The sequence below is a fragment of the Flaviflexus huanghaiensis genome (assembly GCF_014118685.1).
In the GTDB taxonomy this organism is placed as follows: Bacteria; Actinomycetota; Actinomycetes; order Actinomycetales; family Actinomycetaceae; genus Flaviflexus; species Flaviflexus huanghaiensis.
The window spans coordinates 35327-54017 of record NZ_JACFAK010000004.1 but is presented as its reverse complement, the minus strand read 5'-3'; the positions used below and the strand labels follow the sequence as shown (position 1 = coordinate 54017).

Here is an 18691-nt window from a genome sequence, read left to right as displayed (position 1 = left end):
GAGGATGCACAGCTCGCTACGGCCCCTCTCGGCCCGGGCTCATCGCCTCCGGCCAACGCCTCGACATAGGATTGAGGTAGTCGACCGGAGGCGATATGAGCACGTTTATCTTCATCTCTCCCGATTTCCCCCACATCAATGTCAACCTGTGTGAACACCTCGCGCTCGCGGGTGTGCGGGTCGTGGGTATCGGTGATGCTCATGCCGGCGGGCTCGACCCGCGCCTGACATCTCATCTGCACCACTACCACCAGGTGCCGACATTGGATGACTACGATGCGGTTTATCGCACGGTCGCCTTCATCGCCCACAAGTTTGGAAAGCCAGGTCACCTCGAATCAAACAACAGCTATTGGCTGAGCCAGGACGCAAAGCTCCGCCGGGACTTCAATATCAGCGGCATAGCATGGGGCGCCTCCGACAGCCATTCGCTCCAGATCATCGCCGACTTTGGCCTGCCTGTCGGTGACTCGGCAGGACCCGTGTACTCGTGGGATGCCATCATCAGTCACGACCGAAAGGTCCTCTTCGAGGGGGTGACGGCTTGGCCCTCGATCTCTGAAAGGGAATACGCCTACCGCACCGTGGCGCCGCTACCTCCCATCGTCGTCGATCTTGGCCGCCGGGCCGCAGAAGCCCTTCACGCGCGGCTCACCTTCCTCCACGTCCAGGTAGCGTTTCCGCCGGGCGCGGCGCCGCGAATCGTCCGCGTCTCCAGGAGCGCGCCTCCGGCGTTCACGCTCGACATGTACAACTTCGCGGGCGACATTGATACGTATCAGATTTACGCAGCCGAGGTCGCGAACCTCGATGACCGACTGTCAGTTGACACTGAACACGGCGAGCCGACAGAGCGTATCGCCGCCTACGTCTCGCGGCGTGACGGCGTGAACTATCGGCACACCCCACAGGAACTCGGCGCGCGGTGGGAAGACAAGATCCGGCTCGTCGATCGCAATCCTGGCCAGTACAGGCAGGGGATGGGGGACACGTTCTACATCGCCGTCGTCACGAGCAACGATGAGGCAGACCGGTTCACGGCCGACGTCGTCGAGCGAGCATGACGAGTCGCAACCACCAACAACGCGGAGATGCTTGAGCAGAAGCGGGGATTGCCTCGAGCTGTCCCGCGTCTGTGGCCGCGCACAGTCCTGGACGTAGACTGGCGCTATGAGTGAGAGCGTCAGAGTCGATGTGTGGCTGTGGGCCGTCCGCCAACTCAAGACGCGGACGTTGGCAACGAACGCCTGCCGGGCCGGACATGTTCGCGTCAACGGTAGCCCGGTCAAGGCAAGCCACAAGGTCAAGGTGGGAGACGAGGTGCGACTGCGGATCGAGGGCATGGACCGCATCCTCGAGGTCACGGGACTTATCCTCAAGCGGACGAGTGCCCCTCTTGCTCAGGAATGCTACATTGACCGCACCCCTGAGCGTCCGCGGGTGTTCATCCCTCCCCTCTTCAACCGTGACAGAGGCGCAGGCCGGCCAACGAAGAAGGAGCGCCGCGAGCTCGATCGGCTCCGTGGAATCGACGCGAACTGGGACCGTCTAGGCGAGTGATCCGAGAGCTGGCTGGTCAACACCTGAAGACCAGAGTCCTCCGGACGTTACACACAGCTTCATCCCCAGAACCAGTTGAGTTGTCCACAGGAAAACGTTGTTATTCCCACGAACTCCACAGGTTATCCACAGGACGGTCGCGCGCCTTCTCAGACACCGCCGAGACCGGCGTAGTAGTCTGCGGACATGCGTGAACTCCAGAAGAAGATCATCGGCGAGCTCGGCGTCAAAGCGACGATCGATCCTCACGAGGAGATCGAACAACGCGTTGAGTTCCTCACCGACTACCTCATCGCCGCCAATGCCAGGGGCTACGTGCTCGGAATTTCAGGGGGCGTTGATTCAACGCTCGGTGGCAGGCTCGGACAACTTGCTGTCGAACGGGCCCGGGAGCAGGGGCTCTCCGCCGAATTTGTGGCGGTCCGCCTCCCCCACCACGTTCAGCACGACGAAGCGGATGCTCAGGCAGCCCTCGACTTCATCGGCGCGGACCGTCGTATAACGTTCAACATCGGCCCGGCAGTGGACGCCTTCGAGAAAGAGTACGATCTCGGCGCGGACAGCCGCATGTCCGACTTCAATAAGGGCAATGCGAAAGCCCGCTTACGGATGATGGCGCAATATGCGGTGGCGGGAGATGCCGGGCTGCTCGTCATCGGCACCGATCAAGCCGCGGAAGCGGTCACTGGCTTCTACACGAAATTTGGGGACGGTGGGGCCGATGTTATGCCGCTCTCGGGACTGACCAAGCGCCAGGTTCGACTGCTGACACAAGAGCTCGGCGGACCAGAGTTCCTGTGGAACAAAGTCCCAACAGCGGACCTGCTCGACAATGATCCTGGCCGAACCGACGAGGACGAGCTTGGACTGTCCTATGACGATATCGATGACTACCTTGAGGGCCGCGAGGTGTCGTCAGCTGCCGCACAGAAGATCGAGTGGTACTACCAGCGCTCGCGCCACAAGAGGCGGATGCCGGTTGGCGCGTCCGACACGTGGTGGCGATGAGCGCCGACTCGGCCTCAGGGTGGAGCGAGTTTCACTCTGACCGACGGAGTGATTCAGTTAACATTGGTTGATCAGGTCGTTCAAAGATGAAGGCAGGATCGTGGCAACCGTTGCAATCGTAGGAACATTTGACACTAAAGGTAGAGAGTTCGACTTCTGTCGGCATCTTTTCGAGCAGCAGGGCGTGGACACGCTCATGATCCACGCGGGCACCAAGCCCGCATCTATACCCGTTGACATCGATGCCCCCGAGGTCGCGGCCGAAGGAGGCGCTGAGCTAAGCGACCTCATGGAGGATCGCGGGCGTGCGATGGCAGCAATGACCCTCGGCGTCACATCGATCATCCCCCGGCTGTACGAGGACGGGACGATCGACGGGGTCTTTTCACTTGGCGGATCGGGAGGCACCGCCCTTGCCACGGCTGGAATGCGGAAGCTCCCGGTCGGGGTTCCCAAAGTCATGGTGTCGACCATGGCGGGCGGCACTGTCGCCGAATATGTCGGCACCTCCGATATCGTCATGATTCCATCGATCGTTGACGTCCAGGGTCTCAATTCCATTCTCCAGACCATCCTGCGGAACGCGGTCGGCGCCATGGTCGGCATGCTCTCGGCCGAGAAGGTGGACGAGGTGGCCGCCAAGCCCCACATTGCGGCCACGATGTTCGGTGTGACCACTCCGTGCGTTAACAGGGCGCAGGAGATCCTTGAGGCCAGGGGCTACGAGGTTGTGGTCTTCCATGCGACCGGCGCTGGGGGGAAGTCGATGGAGCAGCTCATCCGCGACGGCTACTTCGTCGGGGTGCTCGACCTCACCGCAACCGAGTGGTGCGATGAGCTGTTCGGCGGCATTCTCGCCGCTGGCCCCCATCGCCATGAGGCAGCTGTCGATGCAGGGGTCCCGCAGGTCGTGTCGGTCGGCGCGCTCGACATGGTGAACTTCGGTAGCCCAGACACGGTGCCCGCCCACTACAGGGGCCGCAATCTCTATCCTCACAATCCGCAGATCACGCTCATGCGGACAACGGCCGAAGAAAACAGGCAACTCGGCGAGAAGCTTGCCGAAAAGCTCAACCGTGCCACCCGCGAGACGGTCGTCCTTCTTCCTCTCAAGGGAGTCTCGGCGATAGCAGTCGAAGGCGGACCGTTCTATGACCGGGACGCCGACCGGGCCCTGTTCGAGGCACTTGAGGGCAACCTCGACAACGAGCACGTCAACGTCCAATCGCTCGACACCGATATCAACGATCCCGTTTTCGCTGAGGCTGCCGCCCAGGCTCTTATTGAGCTCATTGAAGATTCGAAAGGAACCAACTGATGAACACCCTGACTCGCGAGGAGATTCTCGCCGGATTTGAGGAGAAAGTCGCTCGGGGCGAGGTACTTCTTGGCGTTGGGGCCGGCACCGGCATCACTGCAAAATTCTCCGAAGCTGGCGGAGCCGACCTCCTCATCATTTACAACTCGGGCCGTTTCCGGATGGCGGGGAGGGGGTCCCTCTCCGGTCTCATGCCATATGGGGATGCCAACGCGATCGTCGTCGACATGGGTTCGGAGGTCCTTCCCGTCGTCAAACACACGCCCGTCCTCGCGGGCGTGTGCGGCACAGACCCGTTCCGGACCATGCCAATTTTCCTGCGCGAACTTAAAGCCCAGGGTTTCTCCGGCGTCCAGAACTTTCCTACAGTCGGCCTCATCGACGGCGTTTTCCGCCAGAACCTCGAGGAAACCGACATGGGTTATGGCCTCGAGGTCGAGATGATCCGCGAGGCGCACAAGCTCGACATGCTGACCTGCCCGTACGTCTTCACGCCAGATGACGCCCGAGCCATGGCAGGAGCGGGTGCTGATATCCTCGTCGCTCACATGGGCCTCACGACGAAGGGCACGATTGGCGCTCAGACCGCTCTCACCCTCGACGACTCGGTCGACCGAATTCGCGACATCATCGCGGCTGGCCGTGAGGTCAACCCCGACATCCTCGTTATCTGCCACGGCGGTCCCATCGCCGAGCCCGAGGACGCAGCCTACGTCATCAAGTCGCTACCGGAGCTCGCAGGCTTCTTCGGGGCCTCCTCCATTGAGCGCTTCGCCGCCGAGCGGGGGATCAAGTCTCAAACCGAAGAGTTCAAAGCGATCACGCGCTGATTGAGATAGAGGAATGCCCCCAGTGACTGGGGGCATTCCTCTATGTCAACAGGTCCTCAGGCGTGCTCGTCCTCGCCCGACGATTCGGGCTGGACGGTCCACTCCGGTGGGACGTCAACGCCGTTTTCTTCATCGCGTTCAGAATCTTCCGCTGTCTTGTGGATGATGCCGTGCGCGTGATGAACCGGCGCGTAAATCGTGTAGAGACGTAGCGGCTCATCGCCGGTATTGATGACGTCATGCCACTTGCCAGCGGGGACCTGGATCGACCAGCCGTCGGAGACGGCCTGCTGGAAGTCGAGGTCGTCCTCGGAATCTCCCATGACGCATTTGCCTTCACCAGCGTCAACCCGAAGGAACTGGTCGGTGTCGGGGTGCTTCTCAAGGCCGATCGAGCTGCCGGGCTCAATGGACATAAGCGTTACTTGGAGGTACTTCCCTGTCCAGACCGTTGTCCTGTAGTTCTCGTTCTCCCGCGTCGCCGTCTCGATATCGAAAGCGTGCGGTTTAGGGCCAATATCCTCGATGTTCATCATTAACCTTCCTCACATATGGTTAATGACAGTCTATCGAGGACAGTGACGGTCGGCATGCTCTCCCCCATGAATGATGCTCCTGGCTGATGAAAAACGGGCCCGTCGCCAGAGAAGTGAAGCCGTTCGCTTATGCGCGCCGAGGTCGAGACACCTCGACGGGGCCAGCAAAAGGAAAACGGCGACCGATCGTCGCCGTTCCTCTTGTGCGCAAGGGGGGAGTTGAACCCCCACGCCCTCTCGGGCACACGGACCTGAACCGTGCGCGTCTGCCTATTCCGCCACTTGCGCGTGCTGCTTCCAGCCCGCCCAGTGTAGCGTGCACGTACGTCGCGCTCAAAGCCGGGTACCTGTGAAGCCACATACGCGGCAACACGCAGAGGTGGCGAGCCATCGGCATTTCCGATATCAACGCTCCGCGTGCGTTGACCTGCACGGACGGTAGAATCAATGAACACATCAGTGAGATCGGGCGAAGGAGAACCGTCCCGAGAATGCTGCGATCCAAGCCGGGTGGCGAAAAACCACTACTCTGTTAGTAACGCTATCCGGCCTACTATCTCGGGAAGGGAATGAACGTGGGTGTCTTCGGCAGATTCGAACGCGGCATCGAAAATGCCGTCAATTCAGTCTTCGGCCGAGCTTTTAAGTCCGAGGTCAAGCCGGTCGAGATTGCATCGGCCATCAATCGCGCAATTGATGAGGGCACTGCGGTCTACTCCCGCTCACGCACGATCAGCCCCAATGTGTTCACAGTGACCCTCTCTCCCGAGGACTCGGCACGGCTCGACCAGTGGGGCCGTGATGCGATTGCCGAGGAGCTCATCGATCACGCCATCAAGTACGCGACCTCGCAGGGATATACGTTCCTGGGGCCGCTCAAAGTCTCGTTCACCTCCGACCAGGAGGCCACCACCGGCATCGTCGGCGTCACCTCCCAGACTGTGCGAGGAGCTGTAGCACCCGTGACCACCTCCACCCCCTCCCCCGCCAACCCGATCATCGACGTTCAGGGTCAGCGCTACCTTCTGACGGGCCCGGTGACGATCATCGGCCGCGGCTCCGATGCGGACATCATCGTTGATGACACCGGGGTCTCACGACACCACCTCGAGCTTCGAGTGACCCCGCGCGGCGTCATTGCAACGGACCTGGACTCCACCAACGGAACGTTCGTCGAGGGTCATCGCATCACAGCCGCGACCCTCGTCGACGGCAATACCGTGACGATCGGCAGAACGAGGATCATGTTCTGGACCGATCCAGAGAGCTACGCATGAGCGGCCTTGTCCTCGCGATCCTCCACATCGGTTTCCTCGTCCTGCTGTGGGTTTTCGTGCTGGCCGTCATGGCGACTCTGCGCCGCGACATCTACGGTGTCTCCGCACGGGGCCGCCAATCCCAGGTCTCACCCGTGTCACGATCCCGGCCGAGATCGTCGGCTCCGAAGCCCCAGCGGGGCGTGCCGACGAAAATCGTCGTGTCTGCGGGCCCGCTCGCAGGTACAACCGTGCCTCTCGGGAGTTCGTCGATCATCGTTGGTCGCTCCCCCGATTCAGCACTCGTTCTCGACGACTCGTACTCTTCTGCCCGGCATGCGCGCTTCTTCCATTCTGAAGGACAGTGGTATGTCGAGGACCTTCAGTCGACAAACGGAACCTTCGTTCACGGGGCACGCATCGAGCAACCAACCCTGGTGAAACCGGGCGACGCCGTCACGGTAGGCCAGACGACAATGACGATGCAGCGGTAGGGGGATCATGTCAGTTCAGCTTCGATTCGCAGCCCGCTCCGATATCGGTGCCGTCCGCAAAAGCAACCAGGACTCCGGGTACGCCGGTCCCCATCTGCTTGTCCTCGCAGACGGGATGGGAGGCGCGGCCGGTGGTGACACCGCCTCGAGCATCACAGTCTCAACTCTCGCGAGTCTCGACGATGTCCATCAAGCCGATGATCTCCTCCCACTCCTGCGCAAGGCAGTCACGAAAGCGCACGAGGAACTCACCGACCTCGCCGGCAGGGACCGGTCCCTCAAAGGGATGGGCACGACCTGCATCGCAATCCTTCGCGCAGGAAACAAGCTTGGCATGGTCCACATCGGCGACTCCCGCGCCTACCTGTTGCGCGGGGAATCCCTCATTCAGGTGACAAAGGACCACACGCTCGTCCAGTATCTTCTCGACCATGGTCAGATCACGCCCGAAGAGGCGGAGAACCATCCGAAGAAGAACGTCATCATGCGAGCTCTCGGTGACACGGAGGGCGAGGTCGAACTCGACGAATCCGTTCGGGAAGCCGTTGTCGGTGACCGCTGGCTCCTCTGTTCCGATGGTCTTTTCGGCGTCGTGTCCAATGAGACGATTGCCGACACGCTCCTCCATTGCGCCGATCTGGAAAAGTGCGCGAACCGACTCATCGAGCTGGCTCTCGCTGGGGGCGCACCCGACAACGTCACAGTCGTCCTCGCCGATATCCTCGACGATCGACATTTGACGAACTCCACGGCGCCGGACACAGCGCCCATCATCGTCGGTGCAGCCGCTTCCCGTATTCCCGGAACTGAGGAGCGACAGGAGAGTGGCGCTGACGAACGCAATAAGAAGCGCAGGTGGCCAGCCCGGCTCGCCGTTATCATCGGCTTCCTTGTGCTCGCCGCCGGAGCCCTTTTTGGTGGCTGGTTTTGGACGCAATCGCAGTATTACGTCTACGAAGCAGACGGAAATGTCGCAATCTACCGAGGGGTCCCGCAGACACTCGGCCCCGTCGAGCTCTCTCACTTGGAGGAACGCTCGAGCCTCGCGATCGACGATCTGACGGAGACAGCCCAGCGCAGATTGCGCGAACCTGTCACCCAGCCGTCGCGCCGGGACGCGGAACGCTTCGTTGCCGACCTGGAGTCCCAGTTCCTTCGGGAACAGGTCATGGACGAAAGCTCGCCTGAGCCGACTGACGACTCGACAGAGCAGGAGTCACCGCCCGCCCAGAGCGATAGCGGTAGCCAGCCTGAGGAGACTTCCCCATGACGGCTGTGCAGCGAACGGCTCGTCCAGGCAGACTCCCCGAACTGCTTCTTACCGTCGTGTCGGTCACGATCGGTCTCGGTGCCTATTCCCTTGTCCACCTCGGCGCACATGGCACGATGCCGGACAATATGGTGACGACATCGATCATCTTCTCCGCGGCCGCGCTCGTCGCCCACCTCCTCATTCGCTGGACAGCCCCCTATGCGGACCCGGTCCTCTTCCCGGCGGCCCTCGCTCTTAACGGAATAGGCCTGGGGATGATCGAACGGATCGACATCGCCACCGACTCATCTAAGTGGGGGTCGCAGGCAGTCTTCACCCTCCTAGGCATCGCCCTCGCTGTCCTCACCGTCATCACAATCCGGGACCATCGCGTCCTTCGCCGCTTCACGTACACATCTCTCGTCATCGGCGCCATTCTGCTCGTCCTGCCCCTCGTGCCAGGGCTCGGACGGGAAATCTACGGTGCGCGGATCTGGATCTACGTCGCGGGTTTCTCCTTCCAACCCGCTGAAGCCGCGAAAATCTTCTTCGCCATCTTCTTCGCCGGTTATCTCGTCGTCAACCGCGACAATCTCGCCCTGGCCGGGCCGAAGGTTCTCGGACTGCGGCTACCTCAGCTTCGGCACTTTGCGCCGATCCTGCTTGCCTGGCTCGTCTGCATCGCTGTCCTCGTCTTTCAGAAAGACCTCGGCACGTCCCTCCTCTTCTTCGGGCTGTTCGTCTCGATGCTCTATGTAGCGACCGACCGCCTGTCCTGGATGATTATAGGCGGTCTGCTCGCACTCGGCGGAGGCTTCGTTGTTTTCCAGCTGTTCCCCCATGTCACGGCACGCTTTAACGTGTGGCTCAACGCCATGGATCCGGATGTCTATGATGCAGCGTTCGGCTCGTATCAGGTCGTGCAGGGCAACTTCGGAATGGCGTCGGGCGGCCTTTTCGGCACCGGATTGGGGCAGGGTTATCCGAGCATTGTGCCGCAGGCAAATTCCGACTTCATCATCGCGAGTATCGGCGAAGAGCTCGGTCTGGCTGGCGTATTCGCCGTCCTTGCCCTCTACCTCGTCATCGTCATTCGTGGCCTGCGGGCGGCAGCGTTCGTCCGGGACGGGTTCGGCAAACTGCTCGCGGCTGGCCTGTCCTTCATGATTGCCCTGCAGGTGTTTGTCGTCGTCGGAGGCGTCACCCGTCTCATTCCGCTCACGGGACTCACCCTGCCTCTTGTTGCCCTCGGGGGATCCTCCCTTGTCCTCAACTGGATTGTCATCGGGCTCCTCCTGCGGATCTCCAATGCCTCCCGGCAACCGAACACCCCGTCGGAGCCTCTGCCGTCGGCATGGGATGGCGAAGGGCTGGCGAAAAGGGACGATCATAAGCCTGAGCTGACCGACGCCGACCGCGCTGACACCGAGGCGATGAGGGTGCCATGAATCAGCCGATCCGGCGCATAGCCACCCTTGCCCTGCTCCTGTTCTTTTCCCTTATGGTTGCCGTCACCATGATCCAGTTCGTGAGAGCCCCCGCACTCACAGCAGACAGCAGAAATGTGCGGACGATTTATGAGGAGTACGGCCGTGAGCGCGGGCCCATCATCGTCGCCGATCAGACCGTCGCATCGTCCGAGCCAGCCGATGATGTCTACCAGTTCCTTCGCACCTACGGTCAGGGCGAGCTATATGCCCACTCCACCGGTTATTTCTCGGTCGCATTCAACTCGATGACGGGGATCGAACGGTTTGAGAATGACGTGTTGGGCGGATCCTCGCAGTCGCTCGCACTCCAACGCCTCCGGGATCTCGTGACAGGTAACGAACCTCGCGGCGGCGGTGTCGAGCTTACTCTCGATCCGCAGATTCAGCAGGCCGCTGTTGATGCTCTCGCTGGCCAGCGCGGATCGATCGTCGTGCTGGAGCCTGCAACTGGCAGAATCCTCGCGATGGTGTCAGTGCCAAGTTATGATCCAAACCTTCTGGCGACGCATGATGCGGCTGCGGCGCGGGAGAACTTCGAGGCGCTGTCGAGCGACCAATCGCGTCCTCTCGTTAACCGCGCAATTGCGGGCGACCTCTACGCCCCCGGCTCCGCTTTCAAGGTTGTGACAGCTACGGCGATGCTCGAGCACGGCTACGAGCCCGGTGATCTCATTGACGCCCCCACTGAATACTCCCCTCCCGGCACATCGCACACGATCCGTAACCCGGGTGCGGCGGCCTGCGGCGACGGCTCCGGGGAGGCGACGCTCCTCCAGTCCCTCCGTCAGTCCTGCAACACGCCTTTTGCGATCGCTGCGGTCGAGATGGGGGAGGATGTCATGCGGGAACAGGCTGAGGCGTTTGGCTTCGGTAGGGATCTGTCGATCCCGATGTCGGTCACCCCGTCGAGGTTCCCGGACGCGACAACGCAGGCGGAACTTGCACAGAGTGCGTTCGGTCAATATGACGTGCGAGTGACGCCGATGCAGATGGCGATGGTCGCCTCCGCCATCGCGAATGACGGCTCGCTCATGAGGCCCTATCTTGTCGAACGCACGCTGTCCCCGGACCTCGACGTGCTGAGGGTAAGCGATCCCGCGGAGTTCTCTGTCCCCATGGGCGAAGACAGTGCTGAGAAGATGTCCGAGATGATGGTCGATGTTGTCGCGAATGGCACCGGTTTCCGGGCTCAGATTCCCGGGGTCGATGTCGCAGGGAAGACGGGCACGGCAGAGATCTCGACAGAAATTCCGCCGCACGCCTGGTTCATCGGCTTCGCCCCCGCCGACGATCCGGCGGTCGCCATCGCCGTGGTCGTGGAGAATGGTGGCTATCAAGGTTTTGGCACCGACGGCGGCTCTCTCGCCGCCCCGATGGCGCGCACAGTGTTCCAGGCTGCGCTGGCGGAATAGGAAAGGTTGAACATGGTGGATCAACTCCCCCGGATGTTGGCTGACCGCTATGAGGTTGGCCGGCTGATTGGGCGTGGCGGCATGGCGCAGGTGTACATCGCCTACGACACGCGGCTGTCCCGGACGGTTGCGATCAAGATCCTGCGCTCTGACATGGTGACGGACGAGACCTTCCTCGCCCGGTTCCGCAGGGAAGCCCAATCATCCGCGGCTCTCAACCATCCGTCGATCGTCGCCGTCTATGACACCGGGGAGGAGGACATCGACACCCCACAGGGCAAGGTCGCTCTGCCGTTCATCGTCATGGAATACGTCAATGGTCAGACGGTGCGCGATTTGCTCGCGGATGGGGATCCGATTCCGATCGACGAGGCTGCTCACGTCGCAGCGGGAGTTCTCTCCGCCCTCGAGTATTCGCACCGAGAAGGCATTATTCACCGCGATATCAAGCCGGGCAACATCATGCTGACCCCGGATGGGTCGGTCAAGGTCATGGACTTCGGGATCGCCCGCGCCATGGCCGACGCCCACTCGACGGTCACGCAGACGAACACTGTTGTCGGCACGGCCCAGTATCTCTCGCCCGAGCAGGCCCGTGGCGAACTCGTCGACACCCGCTCCGACCTGTACTCAGCTGGCTGCCTCCTGTACGAGATGCTGACCGGCAAACCGCCCTTCACAGGCGATACAGCGATCTCGGTCGCGTACCAGCACGTGTCGGAATCCCCGGCGCCACCGTCTTCCGTCACTGCCGACATTCCGGACACGATCGATCGCGTTGTTCTCAAAGCACTCGCGAAAGACCGGGACGACCGCTATCAGACAGCAGCCGCGTTCCGCCGCGATCTGCTCTCCGCTGTGCGTGGGCAGCAGGTGACCGCGCCAGCAACCACGGCGTACGCCGTTCCGGCGACTGCGGCGACGGCCCTCATGGGCGCGGCGGCAGTTCCACCTGCGGATACGGCCACGGCGACCGGTGCCTATGCCCCCTACCAAACGGGCCAGCTTCCCGCTCAGAGCGGGAAGAGGAACAACCGTTGGCTCTGGGCCATCATCGTCCTCCTTCTTATCGTCCTCGGCTTCATCGCCTACCAGGTATTCGCCGGTGAGGATCAGCCCGAGGAACCGACGCCGACAGTCCAGCTAGTCGAGGTTCCGAATCTCCAGGGCATGAACCAGCAGGAGGCCCGTGCAGAGTTGCGAGAGCTCGACCTGGACATGACGATCGGGGAGCCTGTCGAAACTGACGATGTCGAGGCGGGGCTGTTCGTGTCAGCGAACCCGCCTGTCGGCACTTCGGTCGAAACCGGTTCAACGATCGAGGTTGTGTTCTCTGCTGGTGTCGGCGAGACGACCGTCCCCGACGTGACCGGCCTCAGTGTCGACGCGGCCCGTCGCGCGATCGAAGCTGAGGGCCTCACGTGGGGGTCGACGACAACGATTGACAACACTCCCGGCTTCAGCCAGGGCGAGGTCGTGTCGACCAACCCTGCACCGGACGAGCGGGTCGCCCGCGGCACTGTCATCAACGCCGAGGTTTCATCGGGGCGAGTGACCGTACCGAATTTGCTCGGCATGAACATCGATATCGCAACAGCTGAGTTGGACGCTCGCGGTCTGAGCTATCGGATCGAGACCTCCCAAACGAATGAGGCCGATCCCGACACCGTCATCGGGCAGGACTTCCGCGAAGGTTCGATCGTCGACCAGGGTCAGCGGATCACGATCACCGTGGCCGTCGCCGCGCCGACACCGTCTCCGACCCCCGAGCCGACGACGGAGGAGCCCACGGAGGAGCCGACAGAAGACGAGGAGCCCACAACCGAAGGCAGCCCGCACCCGGGGTCAAGGACAACGGGGCCGACGACAACGAATCCGAGGCACGGCGGTAGCTAGGGCATCAGCGGCGGTCGATTTTATTCGGCCGCCGCTTCATGTCGACGTGCGATGGGCGCAAGATTCAGCCGCGGTTAATGAGGGGTGCGAGACCTGACGCTGCCCGCACCGCGCTGTCATCACCGGTCATGGCCAGCCAGTTGGCGAGCATACGATGACCGCCCTGGGTGAGGACGGACTCGGGGTGGAATTGCACTCCCCACAGTGGAAGGCTGCGGTGCTGGACAGCCATGATGACCTCACCGCGTGCGCTCAAGACGCTGGCTGTCACCGAGAGGTCCTCAGGGAGCGTTCCGGTTTTGATCGCGAGTGAGTGGTAGCGGGTGACCTCGAGGGGGCTTGGCAGAGAGTCAAAGACACCCTCGCCAGTGTGAACAATGTGGGAGGTCTTGCCATGCATGAGCTCCGGTGAGTGGGAGACGGTCCCTCCGAAAGCTTCTGCAAGCGCCTGGTGGCCGAGGCAGACTCCGAGGAGAGGTTTCCGCTCGTCGGCGCAGTACCGGATCATCTCGAGGGAGACGCCTGCCTCCGCCGGTGCTCCCGGGCCGGGCGAGATGAGGACGCCGTCGTAACTGGCGGCTTCTTCCGGGTCGATTTGATCGTTGCGAACGATAACGACATCGGCACCGAGTTGCTGGAGGTAGTCCGCGATTGTGTAAACGAACGAGTCGTAGTTGTCGACGATCAGAATTTTGCTCATTAGCCCACCGTGTTGTCTGTGATCGGAAGATTGTCAGCCACCCACGGGAACACCCAGGTGAAAAGGACGATGATAACGGCGGCAATGAGGATGAGGACCTGGACGATCTTTGCCCACGTTGGTCCCGGCAGGAGCCTGAACAGAGCCGAGTACATTACAGCATCTCCTTCGGGGTGCCCTCCGAGCGCGGAGCCCAATAGTCGAGCTCGGCGAACGTCACCCAGCGCATGTTCGACACGAATGGGGGATGGCATGTCGTGAGGGTCATGAAGTGTCCGTTCGGAGGTGCACCCAACTGGTTCGGGACCGGTGCGAGGACCTCGGTCGCGCTCGGGGCGACAATCTCGTGGTCTGTCACCCGATAGACATAGTACGTGTCAGCAGTTTCCACAATCAGGGGGGAGCCGATCGGTAGGCTGGGCTGATGGCGCAGGGGCGCGCCGTACGACTGCCGGTGGCCTGCGACAGCGAAGTTGCCGAGCTCGCCCGGTAGCTGGGTCTCGGGGTAGTGCCCGAGGCTACCTCGGTCGAGCACCTTCTTGAGATCGACGCCTTCAGCGATACCGACCTGGAAGTCGTCACCGAATGCTGGCACGTGGAGTACCGCCCAAATCGTATTCGTGTCGATGCCGTCTCGAATTGCGTTGGAGTCCGCCGAGGGCGGGTCGCTACGATATTCGGGAGCTAGAACGCCGGGGCTGTCCCCCTCGCCTTCGGTGCGCTCATAGAACTCGGACAGGAGCTGGGATTGCTCACGGCTCGCCATGACGTCAGTCCACCACAGCTGCCAAACGAGAAAGAGGAAGACGACGATTCCGCCGGTGAGGAGGAGCTCGCCGACGACACCGAGCACGCGCGACAAGACGGATCGTTTGGCAGGGGCGCTCCTGACCATTGCCGCCTCCTCAATTCACGGGCCGTGCGGTTAAGATTATGCCAGCCTATCCGAAGGAGCGAACATGCCCGAGTCCAGACGCCGTAAGGCCGCAGTCGAGAAGAAGCGCGCCCAGAGAGAGGTCGAAATCGCGAAGGGCCGGGAGCCGGAATCATCGCCGAGATGGTGGGCGCCTCTCATGGTGGGTCTCATGTTGCTCGGCCTCATCATTGTCGTCACCGCCTACGTGACGAGCGGAAACTGGCCGATCCCCTTCGGCAACGGCAACTACAACCTGTTCGTCGGTTTCGGCGTCATGCTTGTCGGTTTCCTCATGACTCTAGGATGGAAGTGATTTATGGAGCAGTTCGCGAAGCTGGCCCGCGGGTCGATTGCGCCTGATCCCGACCATCCGGCGCTGGGTCCACTCGCGCTCGCAGACGCCGATGGGTCGCTTTACATCAAAACAGATGATCTCCTGCCTGGGCGCTGCATCGACGGCCGGCGCCCGACAACCCCGTATGCGACGATCTCTCCCTGTGCGCCCGGCGCTAGCCTGAGCCTCCTCATTGGGCTCGCAGCGACCCGAGGTATCACCGACCCCATGTGGGGAGCCGGTGAACTCGCTGCGCGACTGACCGCCGCGGGACTGGAGCCGGGAATCCACACCGGACCGGACGATCATTCGAGCGGTTGCGGTGCACTCGACTCGGCCTCTGAAATCATCTCACTCGCGAACGAGACCGAGCCGCTCGTCCGCGAATGTGCGGACGCGCTCGACATGGCGGTGTCAACAACCTTCCCGCTCGCGTCCCTAGCGGGCGTGCCGCTCGATTCCGCCGGCATCTACCGAAAGTTCGATGAGGATCCCGGCTCCCGCGTGACACCGTTGCGCGGCGTCCACTCGGAGATTGCCATCGTTGTCAACCACGAGAAGGGGACGACGATAGACCAGAACACGCTCGACCGCCTTGGCGAGGTCGACGTATTTGATGTCGACGTCTGGTCACTCGAGGTCGCTGCTGATTGGCTCGCGGAAGAGTTCGGCGTCGACCGCGACCATGCCCTGTCGGCAATGAACGCATTCACAATTGCGACACTCGCCTTTTTGGCGCAGCCGTCGATGACCGTCCTACATCACACCTAGGCTGGCGGGCCGACGAGTAGCACCCGCTCTCGTCGGTACCTCGCCTCTTCCTGGGTCAGGACGTCCTTCCCGAACGGGAAGCACGTGATGGGGATCATCTTGATGTTGGCGATGGCTAGCGGGATCCCGATGATCGTGATGGCCTGGAAAAGCGCTGTCCCGAGGTGGCCAAGCGCAAGCATCCAGCCTGGGATAAGGAACCAGAGAACGTTCATGATGGTGCTACCGGTGCCCGCCTCGGGCTTGGCGACCACAACTTTGCCGAACGGCCACAGCACGTAACTGGCAATTCTGAAGCAAGCGATTCCGAGCGGGATCGTGACGATGAAGATGATGGCAACAATCCCGAAGAAGATGTATTCGAGGAACAGCAGGAAGCCTCCGAATACGAGCCAGATGACGTTCAACAGGAAGTTCATGTGCGCCTTTCGCTTATTGTCCTCAGTTTACTGCGCGGTGATGCGGGTGGCGATCTCGTCAGCGACTTCCTCAGGACGTGACAGATTATCTACCGTGAAACCCTCCTCGTCCGGTTCGAGTGGCTCAAGGGTCGCCAGCTGATCATCGAGCTGTTCGGGTCCCATGTAGTGGCCGCTACGTTCCCTCATCCGCTCTCGGAGGATGTCCTCCGGCGGGACGATGTGAACGAAGATGACGGCACCCTCCGCCTCCCTCAGCACGTCACGGTAGCTCTTCTTCAGCGCTGAGCATGCGACAACGGTTGACCTGCCCGCCCCGCCGTGCCCGCTCATCCAGTCCCTAATCCTCGCAAGCCACGGGGCCCGGTCTTCGTCCGTGAGGGGGATGCCACGCGCCATTCGGTCCTTGTTGGCCTCGCTGTGGAGATCATCGCCTTCGAGGAAGTCGAGTCCGCCCAGACGCTGCGCAAGTAGCGCGCCGACGGTCGACTTGCCCGTCGCGGATACTCCCATGCAGACGATGTGACGGACCATCAGTTCTCCTCGAAGTAGGGGCCCTTGGCGGCGAGCTCGGCAAGAAACTGGGCTCCCCACCCCACCCACGGCTGGCGGGACAGATAATCGTTGGTGAACCGAAGGTCGGATGACACTTCTGTTTCGCAGAAATCCGGAATGGTGAGGCCGACAACCGGGCCCGTGCGTTCACATTCTGCAATGATGAGGCCCGTATTCTGACCCCCGAACTCGTCGATCTCCCAGCCGTCCTCTCCGAGCCAGAGCGAGTGGCGGTTCTTGATAACGATGCGGTGGCATCTCTGGAGGATCGAGACGGCGACGCTCGGCTCGAGCTGCTGATCCAGTTCGTAGCGCTGGCCAGATATCGGCGGGGACTTGACCGTAATCCACGCGCCACTGAGGGTTCCGACAACTCCCGCCAAAACTCGCCTCTCGTATGCACCGAAGCGGTCAACTTCGCTGGTGAAGTCATCGAAGGAGACCATCGTGTCGGAGACTGTAACGCGAACGCGAATCGCATAGCCCTCTTCCGCGAACACATAGCCCTGGATGATGAGAGTGTGGTTGGCGTGCTCGACGATGTCCGGCAGGGAAGAGACGAAAAACTTCCGCTCGAACTCGAAGATCTGCTCTATCGGGTCGATATCCATGTGATCTTCTCTTTACTGCTATCCGGTGCATTTGGGACGAAGTGCCAACCTGTGCGAGTTTCCGCGTGGCACCATGGAGGTATGCGACAGCCAACAGGAACCGACGTCACCGCCGCGGCGGGGCGTCTTGGACCCATGGTTCGACGCACGCCGCTCGAGCTTTCCCTGCGGCTGTCGGGCCTGTTGAAGGGTGATGTGCTCCTCAAAAGAGAAGACCTCCAGGTCGGTCGCTCGTACAAGGTACGCGGCGCGTACAACTTCATCTCCACACTAACGGACGAAGAGCGTGCGCTGGGCGTTGCCTGCGCATCCGCAGGCAATCATGCCCAGGGGGTCGCATTCGCCTGCCGGCAGCTACGCATCCATGGCAAGGTTTTCCTCCCTTCGACGACCCCGCGCCAGAAGCGTCGCCGCATCCAGGACATCGGCGGCGCCTGGATCGAACAGATCATCAGCGGATCGTCGTTCGACGAAGCCGCTGCGGCGTCGAAGGATTACGCCAAGGAAACCGGCGCGATCTACGTTCACCCGTTCGACGACCCCCGAACGATCGCGGGTCAGGGCACCGTCATCGCAGAAGTGTTCGAGCAGGTGTCAATCCTGCCGAAGACCGTCATCGTCCCCATTGGGGGCGGCGGACTTGCCGCTGGCACCGCCATTTGGGTCCGCGAGAACTTCCCCGACACAACAATCATTGGCGTGGAGCCGGCTGGCGCCGCATCAATGAAGATGGCCCTTGGGGCGGGCGAACCTGTCTACATGCACGATATCGACGGGTTCGTCGATGGCACTGCTGTCGCACGGGTGGGTGATGTTACCTTCCCTATCATCCGAGACATGGTTGACGACGTTATCCAGGTCCCGGAGGGTGCGGTATGTACGGAAATGATCGAGCTCTACCAGTCGGATGGGATCATCGCAGAACCCGCTGGAGCACTCGCATCGACGGTCGTTGCCCTCGGCCTTGTCTCCGCTGAGGACAGTCCCGTCGTCTGCATCGTGTCGGGTGGAAACAACGACCTGTCCCGGTACGACGACATTATCGAACGCTCCGCGGTCCACGAGGGACTGCGCCACTATTTCCTCGTCTCGTTCCCGCAGCAGCCGGGCGCGTTGCGCCACTTCCTCGATGACGTTCTGTCCGACAATGAGGACATTGTCCTCTTCGAATACACGAAGAAGAACAACCGCGAAACCGGTCCGGCACTTGTCGGAATCGAGATCGACGCCCCGACCCGCATCTCCTCCCTCCTGGAGAGGATGAAGGCGTCGCCGCTGGAAATAGAGAAGCTCGAGCCAGACACCCCAGCATTCAGCTTCCTGCTCTGAAGGA

At 61.7% G+C, this 18691-nt stretch carries 21 protein-coding genes and 1 tRNA gene; 14 read left to right on the top strand and 8 right to left on the bottom strand.

The window, feature by feature from the left end:
* Positions 1–95: 95 nt before the first annotated feature.
* The 5 genes from H7E91_RS04085 to H7E91_RS04065 all read left to right on the top strand — a co-directional run bounded on the left by H7E91_RS04085 (position 96) and on the right by H7E91_RS04065 (position 4716).
* Positions 96–1064, top strand: a complete 969-nt coding sequence (locus H7E91_RS04085; protein WP_182353831.1) for a hypothetical protein — start codon at positions 96–98, stop codon at positions 1062–1064.
* A gap of 106 nt (positions 1065–1170) precedes the next feature.
* Positions 1171–1560 (top strand): RNA-binding S4 domain-containing protein, encoded by a 390-nt coding sequence (locus H7E91_RS04080; RefSeq protein ID WP_182353830.1) that lies wholly within the window; start codon positions 1171–1173, stop codon positions 1558–1560.
* Between the two features lie 186 nt (positions 1561–1746).
* Positions 1747–2568 (top strand): ammonia-dependent NAD(+) synthetase, encoded by an 822-nt coding sequence (gene nadE / locus H7E91_RS04075; protein WP_182353829.1) that lies wholly within the window; start codon positions 1747–1749, stop codon positions 2566–2568.
* A 100-nt stretch (positions 2569–2668) separates the two neighbouring features.
* A complete protein-coding gene (locus H7E91_RS04070) occupies positions 2669–3886 on the top strand; it encodes a Tm-1-like ATP-binding domain-containing protein (RefSeq protein WP_182353828.1) in 1218 nt (405 codons plus the stop codon).
* Positions 3886–4716, top strand: coding sequence for a phosphoenolpyruvate hydrolase family protein (locus tag H7E91_RS04065; protein ID WP_182353827.1), 831 nt, complete (start codon positions 3886–3888; stop codon positions 4714–4716). Before H7E91_RS04070 ends, H7E91_RS04065 begins: the two co-directional genes overlap by 1 nt.
* Before the next feature lie 56 nt (positions 4717–4772).
* On the opposite strand, the gene H7E91_RS04060 is transcribed toward H7E91_RS04065, so the two are convergent.
* Together H7E91_RS04060 and H7E91_RS04055 are read right to left on the bottom strand one after the other, a co-directional pair.
* Complete coding sequence (locus H7E91_RS04060; protein ID WP_241698376.1) at positions 4773–5252, bottom strand: cupin domain-containing protein; 480 nt, start codon at positions 5250–5252, stop codon at positions 4773–4775.
* 204 nt (positions 5253–5456) lie between these two features.
* Positions 5457–5540: transfer RNA gene (locus H7E91_RS04055), tRNA-Leu, on the bottom strand.
* 281 nt (positions 5541–5821) lie between these two features.
* Between H7E91_RS04055 and H7E91_RS04050 the strand changes: the two genes are divergently transcribed.
* The 6 genes from H7E91_RS04050 to pknB are packed head-to-tail and all read left to right on the top strand — an operon-like array spanning position 5822 to position 13052.
* Positions 5822–6529, top strand: a complete 708-nt coding sequence (locus tag H7E91_RS04050; RefSeq protein ID WP_194309132.1) for an FhaA domain-containing protein — start codon at positions 5822–5824, stop codon at positions 6527–6529.
* Positions 6526–7002 carry an FHA domain-containing protein FhaB/FipA gene (locus tag H7E91_RS04045; RefSeq protein ID WP_182353825.1) on the top strand — a complete coding sequence of 159 codons (477 nt, stop codon included), beginning with the start codon at positions 6526–6528 and terminating at the stop codon, positions 7000–7002. Before H7E91_RS04050 ends, H7E91_RS04045 begins: the two co-directional genes overlap by 4 nt.
* A gap of 7 nt (positions 7003–7009) precedes the next feature.
* Entirely contained in the window at positions 7010–8272 is a 1263-nt protein-coding gene (locus tag H7E91_RS04040) for a PP2C family protein-serine/threonine phosphatase (protein ID WP_182353824.1), read from the top strand.
* Positions 8269–9702 carry an FtsW/RodA/SpoVE family cell cycle protein gene (locus H7E91_RS04035; RefSeq protein ID WP_182353823.1) on the top strand — a complete coding sequence of 478 codons (1434 nt, stop codon included), beginning with the start codon at positions 8269–8271 and terminating at the stop codon, positions 9700–9702. The genes H7E91_RS04040 and H7E91_RS04035 overlap by 4 nt, the downstream gene beginning before the upstream one ends.
* The gene (locus H7E91_RS04030) at positions 9699–11156 is read left to right on the top strand and encodes a peptidoglycan D,D-transpeptidase FtsI family protein (RefSeq protein ID WP_182353822.1); all 1458 of its coding nucleotides are present in this window, start codon (positions 9699–9701) and stop codon (positions 11154–11156) included. Before H7E91_RS04035 ends, H7E91_RS04030 begins: the two co-directional genes overlap by 4 nt.
* A gap of 12 nt (positions 11157–11168) precedes the next feature.
* A complete protein-coding gene (gene pknB, locus H7E91_RS04025) occupies positions 11169–13052 on the top strand; it encodes a Stk1 family PASTA domain-containing Ser/Thr kinase (RefSeq protein WP_194309131.1) in 1884 nt (627 codons plus the stop codon).
* Between the two features lie 64 nt (positions 13053–13116).
* Here the strand turns inward: pknB and H7E91_RS04020 are convergent, their stop codons facing one another.
* Genes H7E91_RS04020 through H7E91_RS04010 form a run of 3 tightly spaced genes read right to left on the bottom strand, consistent with a single transcriptional unit; the run spans position 13117 to position 14647 of the window.
* The gene (locus H7E91_RS04020) at positions 13117–13752 is read right to left on the bottom strand and encodes an anthranilate synthase component II (protein ID WP_182353821.1); all 636 of its coding nucleotides are present in this window, start codon (positions 13750–13752) and stop codon (positions 13117–13119) included.
* Entirely contained in the window at positions 13752–13907 is a 156-nt protein-coding gene (locus H7E91_RS04015; protein ID WP_182353820.1) for a hypothetical protein, read from the bottom strand. The genes H7E91_RS04020 and H7E91_RS04015 overlap by 1 nt, the downstream gene beginning before the upstream one ends.
* Positions 13907–14647, bottom strand: a complete 741-nt coding sequence (locus tag H7E91_RS04010; protein ID WP_182353819.1) for a class E sortase — start codon at positions 14645–14647, stop codon at positions 13907–13909. Before H7E91_RS04010 ends, H7E91_RS04015 begins: the two co-directional genes overlap by 1 nt.
* A gap of 64 nt (positions 14648–14711) precedes the next feature.
* Between H7E91_RS04010 and H7E91_RS04005 the strand changes: the two genes are divergently transcribed.
* Both H7E91_RS04005 and H7E91_RS04000 read left to right on the top strand, forming a co-directional pair.
* Positions 14712–14981, top strand: coding sequence for a cell division protein CrgA (locus H7E91_RS04005; RefSeq protein WP_182353818.1), 270 nt, complete (start codon positions 14712–14714; stop codon positions 14979–14981).
* 3 nt (positions 14982–14984) lie between these two features.
* A complete protein-coding gene (locus H7E91_RS04000) occupies positions 14985–15773 on the top strand; it encodes a hypothetical protein (RefSeq protein WP_182353817.1) in 789 nt (262 codons plus the stop codon).
* Here H7E91_RS04000 and H7E91_RS03995 read toward each other — a convergent pair.
* From H7E91_RS03995 to H7E91_RS03985, 3 genes are read right to left on the bottom strand one after another with little or no spacing between them, the layout of a single operon-like run.
* Positions 15770–16192: a YccF domain-containing protein gene (locus H7E91_RS03995; protein WP_182353816.1), complete on the bottom strand. Its 423-nt coding sequence runs from the start codon at positions 16190–16192 to the stop codon at positions 15770–15772. The two genes, H7E91_RS04000 and H7E91_RS03995, sit on opposite strands and share 4 nt — an antisense overlap.
* Before the next feature lie 27 nt (positions 16193–16219).
* Positions 16220–16726 carry a gluconokinase gene (locus tag H7E91_RS03990; protein ID WP_182353815.1) on the bottom strand — a complete coding sequence of 169 codons (507 nt, stop codon included), beginning with the start codon at positions 16724–16726 and terminating at the stop codon, positions 16220–16222.
* Positions 16726–17358: a CYTH domain-containing protein gene (locus H7E91_RS03985; RefSeq protein ID WP_182353814.1), complete on the bottom strand. Its 633-nt coding sequence runs from the start codon at positions 17356–17358 to the stop codon at positions 16726–16728. The genes H7E91_RS03990 and H7E91_RS03985 overlap by 1 nt, the downstream gene beginning before the upstream one ends.
* Positions 17359–17439: 81 nt before the next feature.
* Between H7E91_RS03985 and ilvA the strand changes: the two genes are divergently transcribed.
* Positions 17440–18687, top strand: a complete 1248-nt coding sequence (gene ilvA / locus H7E91_RS03980; RefSeq protein ID WP_182353813.1) for a threonine ammonia-lyase IlvA — start codon at positions 17440–17442, stop codon at positions 18685–18687.
* The last annotated feature ends 4 nt before the right edge of the window (positions 18688–18691 follow it).